This window comes from Erwinia pyrifoliae DSM 12163, from assembly GCF_000026985.1.
Classification (GTDB): domain Bacteria; phylum Pseudomonadota; class Gammaproteobacteria; order Enterobacterales; family Enterobacteriaceae; genus Erwinia; species Erwinia pyrifoliae.
This window is the reverse complement of record NC_017390.1, coordinates 667,631-690,447: the sequence shown is the minus strand read 5'-3', so window position 1 is coordinate 690,447 and position 22,817 is coordinate 667,631. Positions and strand designations below refer to the sequence as shown.

16 protein-coding genes are annotated in these 22,817 nt (G+C 51.7%); 4 read left to right on the top strand and 12 right to left on the bottom strand.

The window, feature by feature from the left end:
* Positions 1-559: 559 nt before the first annotated feature.
* The gene (locus EPYR_RS03085; protein ID WP_012666952.1) at positions 560-1,174 is read left to right on the top strand and encodes a phage repressor protein CI; all 615 of its coding nucleotides are present in this window, start codon (positions 560-562) and stop codon (positions 1,172-1,174) included.
* A 543-nt stretch (positions 1,175-1,717) separates the two neighbouring features.
* On the opposite strand, the gene zorD is transcribed toward EPYR_RS03085, so the two are convergent.
* From zorD to zorA1, 4 genes are read right to left on the bottom strand one after another with little or no spacing between them, the layout of a single operon-like run.
* Positions 1,718-4,963: a type I Zorya anti-phage system protein ZorD gene (gene zorD / locus EPYR_RS03080; RefSeq protein ID WP_012666951.1), complete on the bottom strand. Its 3,246-nt coding sequence runs from the start codon at positions 4,961-4,963 to the stop codon at positions 1,718-1,720.
* Positions 4,963-6,663, bottom strand: coding sequence for a type I Zorya anti-phage system protein ZorC (gene zorC / locus EPYR_RS03075; RefSeq protein WP_012666950.1), 1,701 nt, complete (start codon positions 6,661-6,663; stop codon positions 4,963-4,965). The genes zorD and zorC overlap by 1 nt, the downstream gene beginning before the upstream one ends.
* Positions 6,660-7,397: a type I Zorya anti-phage system protein ZorB1 gene (gene zorB1, locus EPYR_RS03070; protein ID WP_012666949.1), complete on the bottom strand. Its 738-nt coding sequence runs from the start codon at positions 7,395-7,397 to the stop codon at positions 6,660-6,662. The genes zorC and zorB1 overlap by 4 nt, the downstream gene beginning before the upstream one ends.
* Before the next feature lie 15 nt (positions 7,398-7,412).
* Entirely contained in the window at positions 7,413-9,602 is a 2,190-nt protein-coding gene (zorA1, locus tag EPYR_RS03065; protein ID WP_012666948.1) for a type I Zorya anti-phage system protein ZorA1, read from the bottom strand.
* A 505-nt stretch (positions 9,603-10,107) separates the two neighbouring features.
* Here zorA1 and EPYR_RS03060 point away from each other — a divergent pair.
* The 3 genes from EPYR_RS03060 (at position 10,108) to EPYR_RS03050 (ending at position 16,472) form a co-directional block, all read left to right on the top strand.
* The gene (locus EPYR_RS03060) at positions 10,108-11,808 is read left to right on the top strand and encodes a class I SAM-dependent DNA methyltransferase (RefSeq protein ID WP_014538542.1); all 1,701 of its coding nucleotides are present in this window, start codon (positions 10,108-10,110) and stop codon (positions 11,806-11,808) included.
* Complete coding sequence (locus EPYR_RS03055) at positions 11,805-13,229, top strand: restriction endonuclease subunit S (RefSeq protein ID WP_014538541.1); 1,425 nt, start codon at positions 11,805-11,807, stop codon at positions 13,227-13,229. The genes EPYR_RS03060 and EPYR_RS03055 overlap by 4 nt, the downstream gene beginning before the upstream one ends.
* A 102-nt stretch (positions 13,230-13,331) precedes the next feature.
* On the top strand, positions 13,332-16,472 hold the full coding sequence (locus tag EPYR_RS03050; RefSeq protein WP_012666945.1) for a type I restriction endonuclease subunit R: 3,141 nt from the start codon (positions 13,332-13,334) through the stop codon (positions 16,470-16,472).
* Positions 16,473-16,646: 174 nt separating this feature from the next.
* On the opposite strand, the gene EPYR_RS03045 is transcribed toward EPYR_RS03050, so the two are convergent.
* From EPYR_RS03045 to EPYR_RS03010, 8 genes are all read right to left on the bottom strand, one after another.
* On the bottom strand, positions 16,647-17,612 hold the full coding sequence (locus EPYR_RS03045; protein ID WP_012666944.1) for a KpsF/GutQ family sugar-phosphate isomerase: 966 nt from the start codon (positions 17,610-17,612) through the stop codon (positions 16,647-16,649).
* A 4-nt stretch (positions 17,613-17,616) separates the two neighbouring features.
* The gene (srlR, locus tag EPYR_RS03040) at positions 17,617-18,384 is read right to left on the bottom strand and encodes a glucitol operon DNA-binding transcriptional repressor SrlR (RefSeq protein WP_012666943.1); all 768 of its coding nucleotides are present in this window, start codon (positions 18,382-18,384) and stop codon (positions 17,617-17,619) included.
* A 92-nt stretch (positions 18,385-18,476) separates the two neighbouring features.
* Positions 18,477-18,839, bottom strand: a complete 363-nt coding sequence (gutM, locus tag EPYR_RS03035; RefSeq protein WP_012666942.1) for a transcriptional regulator GutM — start codon at positions 18,837-18,839, stop codon at positions 18,477-18,479.
* Between the two features lie 47 nt (positions 18,840-18,886).
* The gene (gene srlD, locus EPYR_RS03030) at positions 18,887-19,666 is read right to left on the bottom strand and encodes a sorbitol-6-phosphate dehydrogenase (RefSeq protein WP_012666941.1); all 780 of its coding nucleotides are present in this window, start codon (positions 19,664-19,666) and stop codon (positions 18,887-18,889) included.
* Positions 19,663-20,049, bottom strand: a complete 387-nt coding sequence (locus EPYR_RS03025; protein ID WP_012666940.1) for a glucitol/sorbitol-specific PTS transporter subunit IIA — start codon at positions 20,047-20,049, stop codon at positions 19,663-19,665. Before EPYR_RS03025 ends, srlD begins: the two co-directional genes overlap by 4 nt.
* 14 nt (positions 20,050-20,063) lie before the next feature.
* Entirely contained in the window at positions 20,064-21,065 is a 1,002-nt protein-coding gene (gene srlE / locus EPYR_RS03020; RefSeq protein WP_012666939.1) for a PTS glucitol/sorbitol transporter subunit IIB, read from the bottom strand.
* A gap of 15 nt (positions 21,066-21,080) precedes the next feature.
* The gene (gene srlA, locus EPYR_RS03015; protein ID WP_012666938.1) at positions 21,081-21,629 is read right to left on the bottom strand and encodes a PTS glucitol/sorbitol transporter subunit IIC; all 549 of its coding nucleotides are present in this window, start codon (positions 21,627-21,629) and stop codon (positions 21,081-21,083) included.
* Between the two features lie 748 nt (positions 21,630-22,377).
* Complete coding sequence (locus EPYR_RS03010; RefSeq protein ID WP_226060699.1) at positions 22,378-22,605, bottom strand: hypothetical protein; 228 nt, start codon at positions 22,603-22,605, stop codon at positions 22,378-22,380.
* Positions 22,606-22,817: the final 212 nt, after the last annotated feature.

Below are 22,817 nucleotides of genomic sequence, written 5' to 3'. Positions count from 1 at the left end.
TCATTTTGAGGTTAGTGCAGAGAGCGCCAGAAATGCACATACCGTCACATGACGTTTGCAGCGCGTTTTCTGATTACTGTCGATCTCGGTGAGTGACCTAATCAGTTGCTACCGACAGGCGGTTTGATACCGATCAAATCAGGGAGCTTGAACGTTACCTAAATTGGGGCATAGAAGATGGTAAAGCTCATCATCGTGTTCAAGAAAATAAAGCCGATTGAATTAACACACATACAGCTGCTTTTGAAGACGACAAAATAAACGGTTTCAATCGTCAGCACGAACCTGTTCACTTCATCAGGCTATGGCACTGCAACCTTGTTTGGAACAAGCTTATACCCTTCACAAAGCGCCTGACGGGCACAGGTAGGCTTGTCGCCGGTACGCCGACAGAACGCATTCTGGATAACCTGACGTGCAGATACCACAAAATTGATGCCGGGACGCAATAAAATCCGTGGTTTTTATGATGCATAAATCATCAGTTTGTGTTGTATAATTCACTATCCAAATCTATCCGTCGCTATCGCGACAGCCATACCAGGAGCTTAATGACCATATGCCTGCCCCTAATGACAACCCAAAACGGATGACGAGATTTAACTTCTTATCTCAGAGTGGTGGAAAGGCAGCCATAACCCGCATCCTGCAGGCTTATGGATTAACCACCAGACAGGCGTTGTGCGATCATCTTGGCGTGTCACAAAGCACCATGGCCAACCGCTGGATGCGCGATAACTTCCCTCACGACTGGCTGATTGCCTGCCATCTTGATACCGGCGCATCGCTGCTGTGGCTTACCACCGGTGAAGGGCAGGCGTTTTCCTCTGCCGGCACCTCATCCGCATTAACGTTGCAATGCCATGAAATCACCAATGGGGCATACACTTCTTCAGATTGGGTGAGCTATGATGCCCGATTGATTCCCCATCAAAGCGCATCACTGCTGCTGGTTAAGTTTGAACAATCGATTTACCTGGTGGATGAACTTACCGGTGAGATCAATGATGGGCGCTGGCTGATTGAAATCGACGGTTTTAAAAGCATCAAAAATGTTTACCGTCTGCCGGGCGACAGAATACGCGTTGAGAATGGCCCCGCATCCTTTGAATGCCATGCCACAGAGATTGCAGTTCATGGCAAAGTAATAGGAAAAACAGCATTTACCGAGTGAGGCTGAGTGGCGCTGCGGATGGGATGGAAAGTGGCCGTTGCCCGCATACGCTCAATATCGAGCTGGCTTTCTTCCATGAAACCTATATCGAACTGTACCGCCTGAGTCAATGAACCTTGCTCAATCCATTGAAAATACGTGAGGGCATTTAACACTGACGTATAAGAAATGGATTATTTGTACCATGATGATAAACGTGCACTGCTGGCAGAATACAAAATATGTCGTGCGACTGCATGATAAACTTTACGCACCACGCTTCTACGCCAATGCCCGTTCTTAGCATTATCGCCTTTATCTTGAGCTGTTCGATGATGATGGTCCGGGCTACCCATCATTGTCGCTGGTTCAGCACCACTCCATGGCGACCCGGTAAGAATAACTCTGATGGGAAACCGTCTGACGACGTCCCCTTTTTATCTGAATCGAGTCAGATAGGCCATTGCCGCTCTCTTTCATGCTGTTATCACACCGCCAGCTCCTCGGACGGTGCTTCGCCACAATATGGCCTTGTTTTACACTGTGCTTACCCCATCGTGTTACTTAAATGATATCTTGCAGTACGACGTCGAAATCAGCACCTGATAAATCAGACGACGTACTAAGCATATCCCTGGCAAGAGATCGACGTCTGTTGAGAAGTTCGTCCAGCGTTTCTTCAAATGTCGTCACTTCACTGTCTCTCACCGTTGGATAATAGACGTAAACATCTTTAGTTTGCCCAATACGATAAGCACGATCGGTAGCCTGATCCTCTTTCGCCGGGTTCCAGCAGCGCGTGAAATGGATAACATGGTTAGCTTTTTGCACATTTACACCAAATCCGACAGCAACGGTAGAAAGGATAATGACGTCAAAACCGGGCTGTGACTGGAAGTCATCAATCAGCTTTTGCCTGCTATTCTGGCTATTACTTTTGGTACTGGTATCACCATTAATGATAACCGGCCGAAAACCAAAACGCTGATAAATGGCGTGCTGAAGCTCACGTTGCAGGTCTCTTAATTCGGTGAAAACAATCACCTTATCTTCCCCACTACGCTTTATCCCATCCAGCGTGTGCAACATCCAGTTAAGCTTGGGTGAATGCTCGCGATAACCTGGTTCCGGGTTGACGCTAAAAGGATGTGCGCAAATTAGCTTCAATTTATGCAGCAACCCAAGCATTCCCGTACCTGCCTCCTGCATACCTTCCGCTACATCTTGCTGCTGCTGCCAGGCACCAATGGATGAGAGGTAAAGCTGGCGCTGAATGCCTGACATCATTAATGCCTTACACTCAGCCACCTCAATTTTTTGTGGCAAATCGCCCGCGACTTCTTCTTTAGTTCGCCTTAACGTTTGTGGTTCAATCAGTCGCCGAAGTTGCTCTAATGCCCGATGATGACGGCCATCTTCATTTTCTATCGTTCGGACATAGCGTTTGCCAAATTCATTTAGCGCCCCCAGCAGGCCTGGCTGCACGAAGTCGAACAGGCTCCACAAATCGACTAATGTATTTTCTACTGGCGTTCCGGTACAGGCGACTTTAAATCGTGCCTGCACGGCATTAGCTGCCTGTGTAATAAGTGCTGCGGGGTTTTTTATTTTTTGCGCTTCATCACATACCATAATTGACCAGGGCTGCCGCGCCAGCGAAAACTCCTGATCGCGCAATGTTTCGTAGGTCGTGAGCACGATTTTGGCCTCTCCCCGCCAGCCAGGTTGCAATAAACTTTTAATGCCCTGCGCTTTTAAATGTACCGGGATATCCTGTTGACGATATTTCATCGCGCCGATCGTGTCTCCGTACAATTTCAGCACCGGTATTCCAGTGGTATAGAAAAAATTGTCCAGCTCGCGCTGCCAGTTATCCAGCAAGGAGACGGGAGCGACGATCAAACCCGGCTCGCCGTCCGGATTTTGCTCAATATTCCATACCAGCAAGGCCAGTATCTGCAGCGTTTTACCTAATCCCATATCATCTGCCAGCAGGCAGCCTGTGGTCTCGTAAGGCGATTTAAGAAATAACTGTTGCAGCCAGGCAATCCCTTTTTTCTGATGCGCCTTAAGCTGAATATCTTCTTTCAGGTGAAGAGGGATCTCTGGCCCCGTTTGATGAGCTTCAAGCAATGAAATACGCCGCTGCCTGATATACATCGGCTCATCAATATTCTGCTCAATCTTCAGCACTGCCCGCGCAACGTTTTCCTTTGCAAAATCCTTATCACCATTCTTACTCTGGCTCTGCTTCTGCCAGGCTTTAAGCAGTGCTTGCGCTGAACCAAGCGGGATCTCCCTGTCATTCCACGGCGCGATGACAGTTGATGCGCCGCTTGCTTCGGCATCAGCTATTCGCTGCTTGAGACTGCTCAAATGCTGCGGATTATCCTGCTGCCAACCGTTAAATACCTCCGCTGAAACGGTAGGGAAATCAATATCATCGGGTAGCCAGTTCTCACCTTGTGCGTTGGTTAACCACGGCGAAGCCATTTTTTCAAATTCACCGATGCCAATAACCCGGTCACCGTATTTATTGATATCCAGAACGTCAGAAAACTCTTTTCCCGCCGATTCCTCCTGCCACCGGGTCAGCAATGCCTTACAGTTCAGCCACTGCGCCTCACCGAATTGGCTGAGTTCGAGTTCATAGCCCTGCCACTGCCCCGCCGGCATTTGAGAAGCCACGCTGATACCCAGCTCGTTGATAAATCTCTCTAATTCCCAGGGTGATGAGAAAACGAAAGACGTTTCTGGCTGCGGTACAGTAGAAATCGGCTCTAACAGTAGCGTGACATCTTCGATAGCATTCTTTTCGCTCACGCGCGGCAGCAGACGAAAATGGTGGAAGAAAATATGCGCATCATAAAGCGCCTGCTCATGATCTTCAGGTGCAATAACAGCAGCAGCTTGCTCACCCAAAAACGTATAGGGGTTACGCACAAAAGACAGTGCCTCACCGCCTGCCACGCGCCGACCGGGAATGGCATGAACAGAAGACAGCACTTCCTTAACTTCAGGCGTAAAAATAACATGGCTTAACTCACCGTCCGGCCCGGGCACGCGATAAGTGTCATTTACCTGCGCATTGCGATCAAAACTCGCCAACCAATTTTCCGGCTGATCCTCAAAGGACGGCTCAATTTCAATCACCGCCGTATCGGCAATGGTGGCTTTACGCAGTTTGAGTTTCAGGGAGGCCGGTTTTACCACCACGGTTTTCGCCAGGTAATCATCAAACTGCGCTCCGGCCTGTTTTGCTAACTTGCGCACATTTGCCCAACCAATCTGATTGGTTAACTCTCCGGGGGCAGAGCGTTGCCGGGCGTGAAATTGTTTTAATCCCTGAATCAACTGCCAGTCAGCCTTTGTCAGCAGACGGGGATGGCCGTCATGGTTAAATATCGGTCTGACAAGGCTAACAGTAACCGTGCGACCGCTGTCGCTGGCTTGCCATTCACCCAGATAAAGCTGGAAATCTTCATCGCTGAGCGCGCCGCCAGAACTCAGGCTGGCCCGTAGCGGCAAAATGGCGGGTACGCCCAACAAAGCCAGGCTGCTGGCATGTTCTTCATCCTCCAGTAAACGATAAAGTTCATCCCAGGTCAGTAGCCAGCGATCGGCGAGTTCGATCAGATAATCTTCATCCGCCAGCTGTTCAAGCCAGGCCTTCAGCGCCCATAACTGTTCGTCCGTCACCCGCTCAAACGAAAAACTGAGTCCGCTATCTTCCATTTGATACTGATGACGCAGACGGGATTCAACCTGTTGGCGATGGCCAGTGAACTGACTAAGCAGACGTTTTAGCATTATTTAATCCAGTAACGACGGGGGTTTTTATTGGTTGCAGTAAAGCCCAGCTTGAGCAATTGCATCACGATAGCGGGTTGGTTTTTTTCAACAATCACCGAAAGTACCCCGCCACGCTGACGGTTATCAACAACCTCACAAGACATGGTATTAATCAGATTTTGAATGGCCCGATCGCGAACCGGGTTCAGCAACGCAATATGATGCCGCTGAAGCGGATTACGCGTTATCGGGCTGGGTTTAACCGCAGCAGCAAGGGTTTGTTCGGCAATACAGGTTATCCCCAGACGGCGGAGTTCATCATCGTATTTTTTCATCCAGCCGGTGATCCGCCCGTTGTTATAGTCTTCTGCACGCGGACGATGGGGAAGGCGCAGAATGTAGGATAATTCGTGGGGTCTGTCTTTCAGCTGAGTGGTAATATCAAGCTGGTCCGCTTCCGGATTAAAAGGCGCCTGACCAATCCGATAGGCATACATCGCATTGCCAACGCCAGAAAACTCGACAAACAGATAATCGTTAATCTGCATAATCATGGCGTTGTCTAAAGCACGCCCGCCGCGCAGCTGGCTAAGACGGCCTTTGTTATCGGCGCGGAACTGAACAAAATCGCCGCTGCGATCCTGCCGGGCATCCTGCCCCATTACGATGCGGGTGAAGCCCATCTGGTTGGCAAAACGTAGCCAGTAAAACAGACGCGCCTGATCAACATCACCCTTACCGCGCAGCAATTCAAAGAAGTGGGTCAAATCCTGTTTGGCCAGCCAGGATCGCACCATCGCCGCAACATTTTCATCCACATATTGATGCCACTTATTCTGCTGGCTTTTGAGCTGCGGGCTTTGCCAGTAATCAAGTGCCGCTTGCTTTAGCTGGCTGTGGGGCTGCTCGCGATATCGGGACTGATAATAGCGCGTTAAACAGGCGGACATAATGTCATCGCGGAAACGCGCCCAGCCCACCGCCTGCTCCAGCAGCCAGCTGATTTTATCAAGGAAAACGTCGTCGCTGTCTTGATATATCTGTGCCAGCAACACGGTAAAAATACGTTTCCACAGCCAGCTGCTCTCCGGAATTTGGGCGATCTTCTCCAGCGTGTCTGAAGCGGTTTTCTCACGGTTTACCATCTGCTGCGCAATCAGCGTTCCCGCCTGCGCGGTAAAAATATCGTGATAATGCTCAACAACACGCATCCATGATTTTTCTCGCCGGACGGAGGCTTTCACCACCTGATACCCGCGCGAAATATGACTGCGCAGCACGCACCAGTGGCGGTTGAGATCCGGGGCGTCATTTTGATAAGCAAAATAGCTTGAGCACAATGCCGCCCACTCCCGGCGTTTAAGCGTCTTATCTTCAATCAGTTCGCAGATTTTGCGCTCAACCCGGGGGAAACTTTCGTCATCTTCCAGCAGTATTGGCCGATGCGGTGCCTGCGGATCGTTGTCCGCAAGGCCATAAAAAACCATTCGCCATTCCAGCGCCGTTAACTCTTTTGCCAGACGAAAACGGCGCAATGCTTCCAGCCTTTTTTCCTGCGGCGGCAGCGGCAGTTTTTCTGCCTTTTCAAACTGTTGTTCAATGGCATGCCCGGCCAGGCTCAGTTGGGCAAAATCATGATGCAGCCATTGCTCACCGCTAAACCGCCTGCTGAGTGAATCAGCAATACGTCGTGACAGTTTATTAAGCGCCTGACTCATAGCGGCATAACCAGCTGACAGACTTCTTTATCGATCACCGCCGGGAAATCATGGATATCGTCAGCGCGCTTGTCTTTGAGACCGTAGAATTGCATACGCAGCTCTACCCTGCGGCTGGCTTCTTTACTCTCTCTGGCGTTATTAAACGATACGCCACCGGCCAGAAACAGTTTGCGGATCTGTACCTGCTGGTGCGGGTTGATATGCTGCTGCAGCGGGCTGCGGCTGTCCAGCAGGCTACACATCACCCATTCAGAACGTTGCAAGGATAAATGCAGGTTATACAGATAAGAGCCGTCGGTATCGGTAAACCCTTCAATAACAATCTGCTTAAACCACTTTTTTCCTTCTTCACTGTCAGCCGCTTCCAGCACTAACGGCACCACATCCTGCAACGCTTTTTGCCCGCCGGGATTGAGGAAAAAACGGTTGTGGTCGAAGCGCCCGGCTTCACCAAAGCTGATGCGGTTGTCGTGGCAGTCCACCACGATGGTTTTATTCAGCTCGCGTGCGCGTAATTCCAGACGTTGACACAATCGGGTGATGTCCTGCCCACGCCGCTTTTCCCCCGCTTCAGCCCGCTGTATACGTTGCGTGACTGAGCTCAGCGAAGCCACCATCACCACCAGAAACAGCACCATCATCGCCGTCATCAGGTCCGCATAGGAGATCCAGAATGGCTTTTCAGCCTCGTCGCTACGGCGCTTTTTCGCACCAAATGCGTTACCGAACATTGGCATCGACTCCCGTTAGCGACGCGTACGCGACAGAAGATCGTCGAGATCGTTGATGCTTTCACTCATGTTCTCCACCGCGCCGGCAAGCAGCGTCGAGGCTTTTGCCATCTCGACATCCAGCTTGCCCAGCGTCTGATCCAGGCTGCGCGTAACGCCGCCAGAGAAGTCGTCAAAGCTCTGGCCCAGCACCTCGCCGACCTTGTCCATAAAGCCTTGCGCCTCTCGGTTATAACCCTGCAAGCGTTCGGCATGCGACTTAAGGTCAGCAATAAACTGGCTACGCGTGGTCTGCTCTGCCTGCGTATTGGCGGCCACCGCCTCCAGCATGGCTATCGACTTAGCCACCGCTTCGCGGTTATGACGATAATCAGCGACCACCGTTGTCAGTTCACTGGCCGCCATCGCCAGTGATGAACCGGCCGTTTGCGTTTTATTCAGCACCTCAGCAGTGACGTGATTAGCCTCGCTGACCCGCTCCCCGGCATGCTCAAAGCGTTCTGCAGCAAGGCGCATTTTCTCTGCGCCCTGCTGCATATTGTCAATCTGATGGTTGGCGCTGTCGGCAAGCTGACGCAAGGTGGCATGAGTCGCTTCCTGCTGCTGCGCAACCGTATCGATCAGCTGCTTAACCTGCCCGTCAAACTCACTCATTACGCTTTGCGTTTGCTGGTGTAATTCAAGCTGTGAAGCCTGCTGGCCCGGAGATATTTGCTGCTGCCCCTGTTCAAGCTGGGTAAATAGCGAACTCAGTTGCCCACCCAGTGCGCTAACGGAGTCGGCCATTTTCTCCATAGTTTCACTTTGCCCCTGCTGCACCGAGCGCTTAATGGCGTCAATAAAGGCGGTCATCTGTTCAGCCATCGCTTTTTCACGCGCTGCACTTTCGGCGAACATTTTCTCCAGCTGGCGCGCCATACGTTCACCGGCCCCTTCGCCCTCTGCGCCAATTTTTGCCACCGAAGCTTGCAGGCTGGTCAGCATCTCGTTCATAGCGGATTGCATCGCCTGCTGGCCAGACTTCATCTCTGCCAGCAGTTGCCCGATAAGCTGCGCGCTGCCCTGGCGGGACTCATCGCTTGCCTGGCGCATATCCTGTAGCAGGGTTGAGAAGCCGGTTTGCATCCCCTCAATAGCCCCAACCGTTTGCCCCATCATTTCATTGAGGCGGGTAAACTGTTGCCCGAAGGTACTGTCCAGCTTCGACATAAAAGCGGTCAGAACATCCTTTAGCATGTTTTGCACCATGCCACTCTGATCGCCGCTGGCGGTTTGCACCGCACCGGCAATTTTATCCAGCGGCGATTTCAGGCTGTTTTCAATCGCTCCGCTCACCTGTTCGGCAAAGTGCTGGCCCGTTTCACGATAAGTGGTGGTCAGCGTTTGCGCTAAATTTTCACTCTCTTTTTTTTGGCTGGCGGTCAGCTCCAACAGCATGTTGCGCAAATCACCCACCAGGCTCTCTTTCAGCTGGCGCGCCTGGGTTGAACTCTCCTTACCGGACTTCACCAGGTCCGCCAGATACTCCTCGCCGACCCCGCTGACATACCGCTGGTCAATGGCTGCGGTAAATTTCTCCAGATGCTTATAGCACTTGGCTAAATAAAACTTCTCCAGCGAGGTAATCAGGATCGAAGCGAAAATGGCAAAAGCCGAACCGAGAAAAGCATACAGCACATCATGCAGCAGGCGATTAACGCTGCTGCTCACCTGTTCAGGAGTGCTGGGGTCAAAGTGATGCAGGCCAATCATCAAACCATAAAAGGTACCGATAATCCCCACGCCGGTAAGAATGCCCGGCAGATGTTTGAACAATTCAGTATTAAGCGGGATATCAACCAGCTGCTGCTCAGAAAAGTAGCTGGCACTCGGGGCCGTGGCGCGTATTCGGGCGGTTTTCTGCTCGCCGTCGACCACCTCAAACTGAGGATGCAGTGAATCTTTAAACTCACTCCAGGCGTGTTTCAGCTGCGGTTTCTGAAACAGCGAGTCCAGCTGAACGGAGTGCTCTTCGATCGTCTGGCCGCGCAAACTCTTGACCGCCTGAGTGTGTCTTTTAAGGTCTTTAACGACAATCACCGCACGCGCCAGATAAAAGACGATAAATAATATCCCCGCAAGGATGACCAAACCAATAACCGTCAGCGGAACCTTATAAGGCTGCACTGAAGTCAGCGCCGCTAAGAAAGAATCAAACCAGGACATGCTATTACCTGCTTTTGCCGTGTGCTGAACCGCGCCAGCAGAAGACTATGCCGACGGTAAAAAATCTTAACATACAAGTTTTCAGAAACTATTATCTCAGAAATATGGCGATTTTCTTATCATTAAGTATAAAAATTCCTGAAGGGAGGCGGAAAGTCATTTAACCGAGGGGCGCTTTGCATCAGGCGGAATGCCGGCGGTAAGGGGCAGCGTGATATCCGAAGCAATCATATCCGGCAAAACAGCGGCGGTGATTTCAACCCGGCGGCAATTTGCGTCGATTAAGACTTAAGTTTTTTAGCCACCACTGTTTATTTCTTTTTATATAAAATACACAGCTCACGCGCTTTTGCAGCGCCGGTTTCTGTGGTTATCCGCCACTTCTTTTGCGCAACCCCGTTTATGATTAACCGCGTTACAGGTATCATTTTGTGTTATGCACTGCAAAACACATTTCGTGACCGGGCATGATGCACGGTTACTGCGATCTCTCCCAAGGATTCAGATGAACAACACCGAACAACAGTTTCTGAAAGAGCTGGATAGCAAATTCTGGAAGGCGGCCGACAAGCTGCGCGCCAATATGGATGCCGCCAACTACAAGCATGTGGTGCTGGGGCTTATCTTCCTGAAGTATGTTTCCGACGCCTTTGAAGCACGCCAGCAGGAGCTGACCAAGCTGTTTCGCCAGGTCGGCAATGCCGACAATACCTACGCCATACCGCGTGAAGAGTATGACAGCGAAGCAGAGTACCAGCAGGCGATTGACCAGGAGCTGGAGGTTGAAGACTATTACGCCGAAAAAAATGTGTTCTGGGTGCCGAAAGCCGCCCGCTGGGAGACGCTGAAAAGCCAGGCGGCATTGCCGGTGGGCAGCGTGCTGGGGAGGGATGAAAACGGCAAAGAGCTGAAGCTGCGTTCGGTTTCGTTACTGATTGATAATGCGCTGGACAAAATCGAACAGTCCAACGGCAAGCTGAAAGGCGTTCTTAACCGCATCGCCCATTACCAGCTGGGTAACGAGGTGCTGATCGGCCTGATTAATACCTTCTCCGATGCCAACTTCAGCAACCCGCAGTACAACGGCGAGCAGCTCAAGCTCAGCAGCAAGGATATTCTCGGCCACGTTTACGAATACTTCCTCGGACAGTTTGCGCTGGCAGAGGGCAAACAGGGCGGCCAGTACTACACGCCAAAAAGCATCGTCACCCTGATCGTTGAAATGCTGCAGCCGTATCAGGGGCGCGTGTATGACCCGGCGATGGGCTCCGGCGGCTTCTTTGTTTCCAGCGACCGATTTATTGAGCAGCATGCCGACGCGCAGCGCTATAACGCCGCCGAGCAGAAGCAGAAAATCGTGGTCTACGGCCAGGAATCAAACCCGACCACCTGGCGGCTGGCGGCGATGAATATGGCCATCCGCGGTATCGACTTTGATTTTGGCACGAAAAACGCCGATACCCTGCTGGACGACCAGCACCCGGATCTGCGCGCCGACTTTGTGATGGCCAACCCGCCGTTCAATATGAAGGAGTGGTGGAGCGCGAAGCTGGAGAACGACGTGCGCTGGCAGTACGGCACGCCGCCGCAGGGCAACGCCAACTTTGCCTGGATGCAGCATATGATCCACCACCTGGCACCGCAGGGATCGATGGCGCTGCTGCTGGCCAACGGCTCGATGAGCTCCAACACCAATAACGAGGGCGAAATCCGCCGTAAGCTGGTAGAGGCGGACCTGGTGGAGTGTATGGTGGCGCTGCCGGGGCAGCTGTTTACCAATACCCAGATCCCGGCCTGTATCTGGCTGCTGACCAAAAATAAGTCCGGCGGCAACGGTAAGGCGCACCGTAAAGGGGAAGTGCTGTTTATCGACGCGCGCCAGACTGGCTTTATGAAAGACCGCGTGCTGCGCGACTTCACCACAGAAGATATCGCGAAAATCGCCGCTACCTTCCACGCCTGGCAGACGGATAAGGATTATCAGGATCAGGCCGGTTTCTGCTTTGCCGCCTCGCTGGCAGATATCCAGAAAAACGACTTTGTGCTGACGCCGGGGCGCTACGTCGGCGCTGCCGAACAGGAAGAAGATGCTGAGCCGTTTGCTGAGAAGATGACGCGCTTAACCCAGCAGCTAAAAGTGCAGCTGGCAGAGAGCGCCGAGCTGGAGAAGCAGATTAAGGCAAATCGTGGGGGGGTTGGGTTATGAGTTGTGATTGGTCTTTTGTTCGCTTAGGCGATCACTGTTTAAAAATAGGAAGCGGTGCTACGCCAAAAGGTGGGAAAAGCGTTTACCTTGATAACGGTAAGACTTCCTTGATTCGAAGTCAAAATATATATAATGATGGTTTTAAAAACAGCGGATTGGCTTATATTACTGAAGATGCTGCAAAGAAACTTAATAATGTTGAAGTTCAGGATGGTGATATCCTTTTAAATATTACTGGAGATTCTGTAGCCAGAGTTTGCCTTGCTCCTGAAGGGCATTTACCAGCCAGAGTTAATCAACATGTTGCGATCATTCGGCCAAATTCCAAGGAATTTGATGCAAGATTCATTCGCTACTTTTTAGCATCTCCCGCACAACAAAATGTTCTCTTAACTATCGCAAGTGCAGGCGCAACACGCAACGCATTAACTAAATCAAATATTGAATCTCTCCTTATATGCAAACCTTGTCTGAAAAATCAAAAATGGATTGCGGACCAGCTGGAATCACTTGACAAAAAAATTCATTCAAATCAACAAATCAACCAAACCCTCGAACAAATGGCGCAGGCGCTGTTTAAAAGCTGGTTTGTTGATTTTGAACCGGTAAAAGCAAAAATCGCGCTGCTGGAAGCCGGTGGTTCACAGCAGGAAGCCACCCTTGCGGCAATGACGGCGATTTCCGGCAAAGATGCTGATTCACTGGAAGTTTTTAAGCATAAGCAACCGGAAAAGTATGCCGAGTTAAAAGCCACCGCAGAACTTTTCCCCTCTGCAATGCAGGAAAGTGAGCTGGGGGAGATTCCGCAGGGGTGGACAAATTCCGAAATTGGGGAAGAAATTGATATTGCGGGAGGGGCCACCCCATCAACTAAAGAACCTAAATTCTGGGAAAACGGCGATATAAACTGGACAACCCCTAAAGATCTTTCAAATTTACAAGATAAGATTTTAATAAAAACAGATAGAAAGATAACAGACAGAGGACTCGCTAAAATCTCATCCGGACTGTTAGCAATTGATACCGTGCTAATGTCGTCACGCGCACCAGTTGGTTATTTAGCTCTTACTAAAATTCCAGTTGCAATTAATCAGGGTTATATTGCAATGAAATGTAACTATGATTTAAACCCAGAGTTTGTGTTGCAGTGGTGCAACCATAATATGCCTGAGATAATTTCTCGAGCGAGCGGTACTACTTTTGCGGAAATTAGTAAAAAGAATTTCAATCCAATTCCACTTATTAAGCCTACAAAAAAAATGGTAGATATTTATACTCGTGAAGTACGCAGCTTATATTTACTTATTGAAAAAAATGTCAGAAAAACTGAGATCCTACAGCAACTCCGCGACACCCTCCTCCCCAAACTTCTCTCCGGGGAAATCACCCTGCCGCAAGCGGAGCAGGCGCTAAGTGAGTAGGAAAATTCCTGGATTTGATCTACTTTTAAACGGCCGCTATGCGCGCTGCGCTATTGCAGGCGCGCCGCACCACAGACAACAGAGAGAAAACAGGGAAGCCTGATGCTAAGCGAAGACGATTTGGAGCAACTGAGCCTGGGCTGGTTTGCCGGACAGGGATGGGAAGTACTATACGGGCCGGATATCGCCCCCGATGGCGCTAACCCGCTGCGCACCTCCTTTCAGGATGTGTTTCTGCGCCCGGTGTTACGCCAGCAGCTGGCGCAGATCAACCCGCATCTGCCGGACAGCGTGCTTGACGAGGTGGTCAGCCGCGTCACCCGGCCAGAAAGCCCCGATATCGTCGCCAGCAATAAAGCCTTTCACCATCTGCTGTTAACCGGCGTGCCGGTTGCCTATAAGCGCGACGACCAGATAATCCACGATACCGCCCTGCTGATGGATTTTAATCGCCCGGACCATAACCGTTTCAGCGTGGTCAACCAGGTGGCGATAAAGGGAACGAAACAGGTGCGCCGCCCGGACGTGATTGGCTATATCAACGGCCTGCCGGTGGCGGTTATCGAACTGAAAAGCCCGGTTGATGCCAATGCCGATATCTGGGCGGCGTTTAACCAGCTGCAAACCTATAAAAATGAAGTCAGCGACCTGTTTATCTGTAATGAAGTGCTGGTCATCAGCGATGGCTATAACGCGCGCATCGGTTCCCTGACCGCCGATGAAGAGCGTTATCTGCCGTGGAAAACCCTCAGCAATGAAGACGATAAGCCAGTGCGCGAATGCCAGCTGGAAACGGTGATTAACGGCTTTTTCAACCGCGAACTGCTGCTGGATTATCTGCGCTATTTCATCCTGTTTGAACATGACGGCCAGCGCACGATGAAAAAAATTGCCGCCTGTCACCAGTTCCACGCGGTGCGTGAAGCGGTCAGTGCCACCATCGTCGCCGCCACCGGTCAGTATTTGCTGCTGCGCAGTGATATTAAACCCGGCAGTAAGAAAGCCGGCGTGGTGTGGCATACCCAGGGTTCAGGCAAGAGCATCTCCATGTGCTGCTATGCCGGGAAACTGTTACAGCAGGCAGCGATGAATAACCCGACCATCGTGGTGGTCACCGATCGCAACGATCTCGACGGCCAGCTGTACGCCACCTTTTGCCAGGCGAAAGACCTGCTGAAGCAGGAGCCGCAGCAGGCCAGCGACCGCGAGCAGCTGCGCGCCATGCTGGCAGCGCGTGGATCCGGCGGTATCATCTTTACCACCGTACAGAAATTCGCGCCGCTGGACGGCGAGCAGGCCCATCCGGCGCTGAATCTGCGCGACAATATCGTGGTGATCTCCGACGAAGCCCACCGCAGCCAGTATGGCTTAAACGCCACGCTGGACAGGCAAAGCGGTGCCTATAAATACGGCTACGCGAAGCATATGCGTGATGCGCTGCCGAACGCCGCATTTATGGGCTTCACCGGCACGCCGGTCTCGGCAGAAGACAAAGATACCCGCGCCGTGTTTGGTGATTACGTGTCGATTTACGATATTCAGGACGCGGTCGATGACGGCGCAACGGTACCGATTTACTATGAATCGCGGCTGGCAAAACTCGATCTCAATCATGACGAGCTGGAAGCGCTCTCCAGCCAGGTCGAGGAGCTGGTCGAAGACGAAGAGAGCGGACAGAAAGAGAAGACCAAAGGTGACTGGAGCCGTCTGGAAAAGCTGGTCGGCTCCAGGCCGCGTATTGAGCAGGTGGCGGCCGACCTGGTCAAACATTTTGACGCGCGCAACGCCACCATGAACGGTAAGGCAATGATCGTCGCCATGAGCCGCGATATCTGCGTGCGCCTGTATGATGCGCTGGTGGATCTGCGCCCGCAATGGCACAGCGAGGAGGTGGATAAAGGGGCAATTAAAATCATCATGACCGGCTCGGCGTCGGATAAAGCGCCGCTTCAGCCGCATATCTACAATAAGCCGACGAAAAAACGCCTCGAAGCACGCTTTAAGGATCTGAACGATCCGCTAAAAATCGTTATCGTGCGCGATATGTGGCTCACCGGTTTCGATGCGCCCTGCTGCCACACCATGTATATCGATAAGCCGATGCGCGGCCATAACCTGATGCAGGCCATTGCCCGCGTCAACCGCGTGTTTAAAGATAAACCCGGCGGGCTGGTGGTGGATTATATCGGCATTGCCAATGAGCTGAAGCAGGCGCTGAAAACCTATACCGACGCCAAAGGTAAAGGACAGACGACGATTGATGCCAGAGAAGCCTTTGCCATACTGCTGGAAAAACTCGATATTATTCACGGCATGTTTGCCAAAACCCCCACCGATGCCGGCTTCGACTACTCGGCGTTTGCCGATAACCCGCAGCGGGTGCTGCTGGATGCGGCAAACTATATTCTCGGCCTCGACGAGGGTAAAAAGCGCTATTTCGACGTGGTGCTGGCGCTGAATAAGGCCCTGTCGCTGTGCAGCACGCTGGATGAGGTGAAACCGCTGCAAAAAGAGCTGGCCTTCCTGTCGGCGGTGAAGGTGGCGATGATTAAACTCACCACCACCGACCAGAAATTCAGCCAGTCTGAGAAGCATTCACTGCTGAGCCGTATTCTGGATAACGCCATTGTGGCAACCGGCGTCGATGACGTGTTTGCGCTGGCCGGGCTGGACAAGCCCAATATCGGGTTACTTTCCGATGAGTTTTTGCAGGAAGTGCAGGATATGCCGCAGCGTAATCTGGCGGTGGAGCTGCTGCAAAAGCTGCTGAATGACGGCATCCATGCGCGCACCAACAATAACGTGGTGCAGGAGAAGAAGTACTCGGAACGCCTGAAAGCCGTGCTGCTCAGATACCACAACCGGGCGATTGAAACCGCTCAGGTGATCGAAGAGCTGATCCAGATGGCGAAAGATTTTCAGGCGGCGATGGCGCGTGATGATGCGCTCGGCCTCAATCCTGACGAAATTGCCTTTTATGATGCGCTGGCGGAAAACGAAAGCGCGGTACGCGAGCTGGGCGACGAGATCCTCAAAAAACTGGCGGTTGAAGTCACCCAGAAGCTGCGCCAGTCGACCACCGTTGACTGGCAGAAGCGGGAAAGCGTGCGTGCGCGTCTGCGCATTCTGGTGCGCCAGACGCTGCGTAAATACAAATATCCGCCGGACAAAACCCCTTATGCGGTTGAACTGATCCTGAAGCAGGCGGAAGTGATGTCGAATAGCTGGACGGTTCAGGGCTGAATTGCGCAGACGTCGTGTCTGGCCAGGAGGATTAACGTTTGTTATGAGCGAGATTAATCTTATTGTGGTTTTTCGTCGTGCTAAGTCTTTGTTCCAATTAATAGCGGCACCAGGCCGCTTTATAAAATCCCTGATGCCAGACTTTGCTTTAGCCAGCCTCTCAACAAAAGCGCCTTAGAAAATCCCCGCGTCATGGATATCGTGCATATTGATGGCCCCGGTCACCCGCCCTTGCTCATCAACAACCGGCGCGGCGGAAATTTTCTGCTCATGGAACATCGCCAGCGCTTCGGTCGCCAGCTGACCGGCGTTCAACGTTTTGCTGCCCGCCGTCATCACACGCGAAATACCGGCCTGGATATTTCCGCCCTTGTGCAGCCAGCGCCGCAGATCGCCATCGGTAAATACCCCGGCCAGCACGCCAGCATTATCGGTCACCGCCACCAGACCCAGCCCGGTCCGGGTCAGTTCGGCCAGGGCGTCACCAATGGTCACGTCACTGGTGATGCGCGGGAGTTTTTCCCCTTTGCGCATCATATCCCCCACGCAGCACAGCAGGCGGGTGCCAAGGCTACCGCCGGGATGGGTTCGGGCATAATCATGCTCGCTGAAGTTACGGCTGCGCATTAAGGCGATTGCCAGCGCATCCCCCATCATCAGGGTGTTGACCGCCGATGAGGTCGGCGCCAGCCCAAGCGGGCAGGCTTCGCGATCGGTATGAATGTTGATAACGTGGTCGGCAGCCGTGCCCAGCGGCGAAGCCGGGTTTCCGGTAAACGCGATAATGCCCACCGGTAAGCGCTTGAGCATAGGAACCATGCGAATAAACTCGGCAGCAAAACCCGAATAAGAGATAAGGATCACCACGTCCCCGGCGGCAATCATGCCTAAATCGCCGTGCAGCGCTTCAGCAGGGTGGACATAAAAAGCCGGCGTGCCCGTACTGGCGAGGGTAGCGGCGATTTTTCTGCCGATATGCCCGGATTTGCCAATCCCGCTGACGATCGCTTTTCCCCTGCATGCCAGCATCATTTCACACGCCTGCACAAAATGATCGTCCAGTCTCGCAGCCAGGTTAATCGCGCCGCTCAGTTCCGTCTCGATGGTTTCCCGTGCGGCCTGCAATAATTTCTCACGCATAGATTTAGTCCTCTCCTGCTGTGATGACGCTGATATTCATCCCTGCCAGCTGTTGAACGATATCGGGTGAAATCGCGTTGTCGGTGATCAGCACGTCAACCGCATCCAGGCTGCACACCACATTCGGGCTTTTACGTCCAAACTTGGAAGAATCGACCAGCAGGACGATTTTTTTTGCGGCGCGGCACATGGCCTGGCTGACGGAAAAAACTTCATTAAAGGTGGTGACGCCAGCGGTCAGATCCACGCCATCGGCGCCGATAAACAGGGTGTCGAAGTTGAAATGGCTGAATGCCGACTCCGCCACGCTGCCGTGAAAAGAAGCCGAGTTTCTGCGATAAGTGCCTCCTGGCATCAGGATAACCTGATCGTTATCGTGCTCCACCAGCTGATTAACGATAGTCAGACTGTTGGTCATCACGGTGATATTGTTGTAGCGGGCCAGATAGGGCACCATTTGCAACACCGTGCTGCCAGCGTCAAAAATCAGTGAGTCGCCTTCGTTGATAAGTTCGGCGGCCCGACGGGCAATATGCTTCTTTTTCTCCGTATTGATCAGCGTTTTTCTGTCAATCGGCTGGTCACCCTCATCACGATTAAGCATCACTCCACCATAAGTGCGTATCACCGCCCCTTTCTGCTGAAGATGGGTCAGATCCTTACGAATCGTCGTTCCGGTGGTGTTGAAGCAGGCGATCAGTTCGTCTACCGTGCTGCGCCCGTTGCGCTGCAAAAATTCGAGGATCTGCGCCTGACGTTGTATCGGTTTCATCGGAATATCCTTTTCGGTGGCTGAAGTATTCCCCCCATCCCAACCGCCTCAACGCGTGATGCAAAAGGAATTATCTTTCATAATGAAAGTAATTATCCTTTATGTGAAATGGCCAGAGCAAGCGCTTGTTGAGTTGCCGCGCTTTTAGGGAACAATATTTGGGGCTGGATCTCATTTAAGCACAATCCATTCAACTTTGGCTCTTTCGCCGGACGCGCAAAAATCGTTATGCCTTTCATCACAAAGTTGTCCGTCACGCGCTGATCCTCATCCAGACTCAGCGCTAAAACCACCCGGGGCTTAAAGCGCCCGCCAGAGCGTCCAATCACCACCTGGCCAGTCTGCGCCAGAGCCGCCAGCGAGCGGTTGAAGTTTTGAATCTGCAACCATCCGAGTAAGATTTGCCCTACCCAGGCCATCACGGCCAGCAATATCAGCGTATTCGTTGCATCCATATGTCACCTCTGAATAAAGCCCTGGCAGCCTGAGCTGCCAGCATTCATTAAAACATCACCTGCCCACCGGTGACATTGATCGACTGGCCTGTGCAATAGGCCGCCTTGTCACTGGCGTAAAACAGCAGAACATTGAGTACATCCTGGTAATCGCATCCGCGTTTAAGCGGCACCTTGTCGACATAATAGGGTTCGACTTCTTCCGGCGCGATCCCCAGTTTCTCGGCATATTGTGGCAACAGAGACTGGAACATCGGCGACTTCAGCAGATTACCCAACATCAGAGAATGCACGGTGATGCCATACTCAGCCAGATCCAGCGCCAGAGACTGTGTCAGGCCCACACCGCCAAATTTAGCCGCGCTGTAGCCAGAGTTATGCTTGCTGCCAACCTTGCCGGATTTAGAGTTGATCTGAATGATACGGCCTTTAATACCGTCCCTGATCATCAGCTTAGAAAACTCACGCGAGCAGAGGAAATAGCCCACCAGATTCACCTGCAGCGACAGGTCGAAATCCGTCAGCCTGAACTGGGTAATAGGGGCAGCTTTCGCCACGCCAGCACTGTAAACCAGCAGGTCTGCACGACCAAAGGTCTCATCTACTGCACGCGCCAGGGCCTCCACGCTGGCTTCATCGGTGGCATCCACCTTAAAACCGTTTGCCCGGCCCGCACCGTAGCGGCTGTTAATGGTATCTGCCAGCCGGTTTGCATTACTTTCATTAAGGTCCGCCACCGCAACGTGGTAGCCAGCCTGCGCCAATCCCTCACAGAGAAAAGCGCCTAACGTCTGACCACCACCGATGACTACAGCAACCTGTTTCATCTCATCTCTCCTGATAATTCACTGACAACACGAAATTTTTGGCCGGGTTCAATCACCGACGGGGGCAGACCGGTTACGTGAACCGTGCCGGGAAACTCGGCGTGATTTGCCCCGTCAAAACGCACGGTAATATGTCCGAGGTCGCGCAAATTTTCCCTTGCCACCTCCCCGACGGCGGTCACCGGATAATGCTGTTCACCAATGGTCAACGTCGAGCCAGCACCTAACAAGCCGCCTTGATTAATATCGTTACGATGGATAAAGCAGTATTCAGCGATATCTTCCGGCGCGCCTTCACCAAAGGTGATGAGAAAATCATCTTCCAATGATTCGCAGGCCGATGTACCGACAGCAACAAAAGTAGATTCATAAACAATCGTCATCATCTCTTCCCCAGTTATTGATAGATAAAGCTGGATGCCGCCCAGGCAAGCAGAACGGTGGGCGCCCCGGTAATGAAACGTCCGACCAGCACGGAGGGTACGCCAACACGTACGGTCTCCTGGCGCGCATTAGCCAGCGACAGGCCGACCGGAATAAAGTCACATGCTGCCTGGGCGTTAATCGCAAATAAGGCCGGTAGCGCCAGATGTGGCGGTATCGTGCCCTGGCCTATCTGCACCCCAACCAGCACGCCAATAACCTGGCCAATAACCGCGCCCGGCCCCAGAAACGGCGAAAGCAGCGGGAAAGAACAAATCAGAGCCAGCGTGACTAATCCTATCGGGCTATTTGCCAGCGGCGTCAAACCATGTGCGATAAAGTCACCGAGTCCGGAAGCCATGATGATGCCGATTAATGCTGAAACGAATGCCATAAATGGCAATATGGTTTTCAGCACCGTGTCGATGGTTTCGCGTCCTGCCTGGAACAAAATGGCGACGGCGGAGCCCATTCCCATCCCGACTTTGGCCAACAGGCCATCGCTTTGCTCGGTGATCTTTTTACTGGTGTCGTAATCACGCCCGGTGCTTTTGCCGGTATTGGCTGCAACTTCCGCGACGGCGACTTCTGGCGGCGCAACCTCTGCGTCATTAGCGACACGTATATCGGCCACTCTGACGCCTGACACATAGATATCTTCGGTGATGAATTGCGCCAGCGGGCCTGATTTCCCGGTGGCATGAATGTTTATCGTTGGAATGCGTCGCTTAGGGTAAAGCCCGCAGCGCAAGGTTCCGCCGCAGTCAATAACGGCAACGCCAATCTCTTCTGCCGGCGGCTCGCCCTGTTTGAATCCGTCTACCGCTTCCCAACCGGTCAGCGCGACCAGATGGTCAACAATCGCAGGCCGGGTACCGGCAGTGATATAAACTATTTTTTTTCCCGCAGTGACGTTAATAGAGAGAGGGCCGCCCCAGCCGCTTTCCCCTTTACGTATCTCAATCGTATTGGCCATTTGCTGCTCCGTTTCTTATAGATGCACTGATTTATCAAGTTTGATGCCCATTTTTTTCTCAAAAATAGAGGTCGTCAGATCGGTCACCCAGCCACGGAAAAAGTTAGTGATAAGTCCCACCAGCAGATAGCTCACGGCAAGAGGCCCGAGCGGTAACCCCAACGTAGTAAGACCGTTAGCGATGCCGAGATAGACAAACAGTTCACCCGGATTGATATGCGGAAACAGGCCGTTCATCGAATGACAGCTGTACGAAGCCGCAGCGTAATAGCTCGGCTTGTATTTTTCCGGCATAAACTTGCCCAGGCTGTGGGTCATGGGATTGCAAAACACAAAGGTGCCGATAAATGGCAGCACCAGATAGCGTGTAATGGGGTTACCGGCACATTTCTGGGCCAGCTTTTCAATTCGGCGCTGACCAACAAATACAATCAGCGCGTTCATGATAACTAACAGACTAATAAGGAGAGGGAGTATGCCGGTCACCATCCCGACAAACACCTCGCCCCCTTTCTGGAAAAGACCGATAAACCATTCGGCTCCATGTGTGATCGCTTCAATCATTCTTGATCTCCTGGCGTAAAGAACTGTCGTTTTTTCTTAATGCAGGAATAAATTAGATCGAAAATGAAGTAAATAAAGCTACCAAAGTCACAAAACGAGCAAAAAACCTTTTATTATGAAAGAAAAAATGAAAGGCTTTATCTTTCATTGTACCTATTTATGCCTTTGCAGCAGCATAAGGGAGCCTGGTTCAGGCGGCGTCTGAACCGATGGAGCAGCTAAAATTAGCGGTAAAATAGGATATTTATCATTAAGATAAGAAGGAACTTAGTGCAGCAAGCAGGTCTGTGCGGCGGGTTAGGTGCGCGGCGGGCAACGAAAATAAAATGTTTTAACGAAAAAGCTGAAAGTCTGGTGCAGGCCCGGACGGATACTTTATGCAATCCAGTCATCACTCCGCCCCCTTATAACCACGGCCTGGTGCGGATATAAGGGGGGAGTTACGGATTAAGCACTGGCCTGAAGAAGACCATCCTGATGTCACCGGGGCAAATACCCGCATCGTCAAACTGACTGAGATAACCGTTGGTAAACGGCAGTTTTACAGTCTTTAACGTCGGTAAATAACGTTCAGTCGCTTACAATATTACTTCCCATAAAATCCAGTAAACAACCCATCACCGATCTGTTGAGTCATTATCATCCGGCAAAAATCCTTTCGGTGTCTGAAATTCACAACCCTTAATGCTCAGGTCGCAGCATCTGTCACGCCGTTTTGGTCAGACTTCAACCTCTCAAGATCGGTAATCTACGGCTTTTTTTCATCATTTTTGATTAATGATTCAATAAACTTCCTTTGCTTTTCATCGAGGTTAAGCTTTTTTAATTGCTCGACCAGCCTGTTTAGATCGTCTTTAACCGGCTGTTGCAGTCCCTTCTTTATATCGTTCGCTACCCGCACCAAAGCGATAAAGATCAGCGTCAAAACTAATACACAAAAGATGAAGACGGCTTTCCACGTCGTTCTTATACTCATTTTCATTTTCCATCCCCATATACATAAGCATTATTAAGACAAATCTCATGCTTAAATGGTTCAAAGCAGGAATGATAACAGTCAGAAGCTTTATTCTTAGCGGAATAACCGAAGTAACTACGTTCGATATGCTGCAAAAACTATTTTTTACGGCATATAAAATTATTATCTTCTGATGCCGCTTGACGATTTCCTTACATTCAGACAGGTCG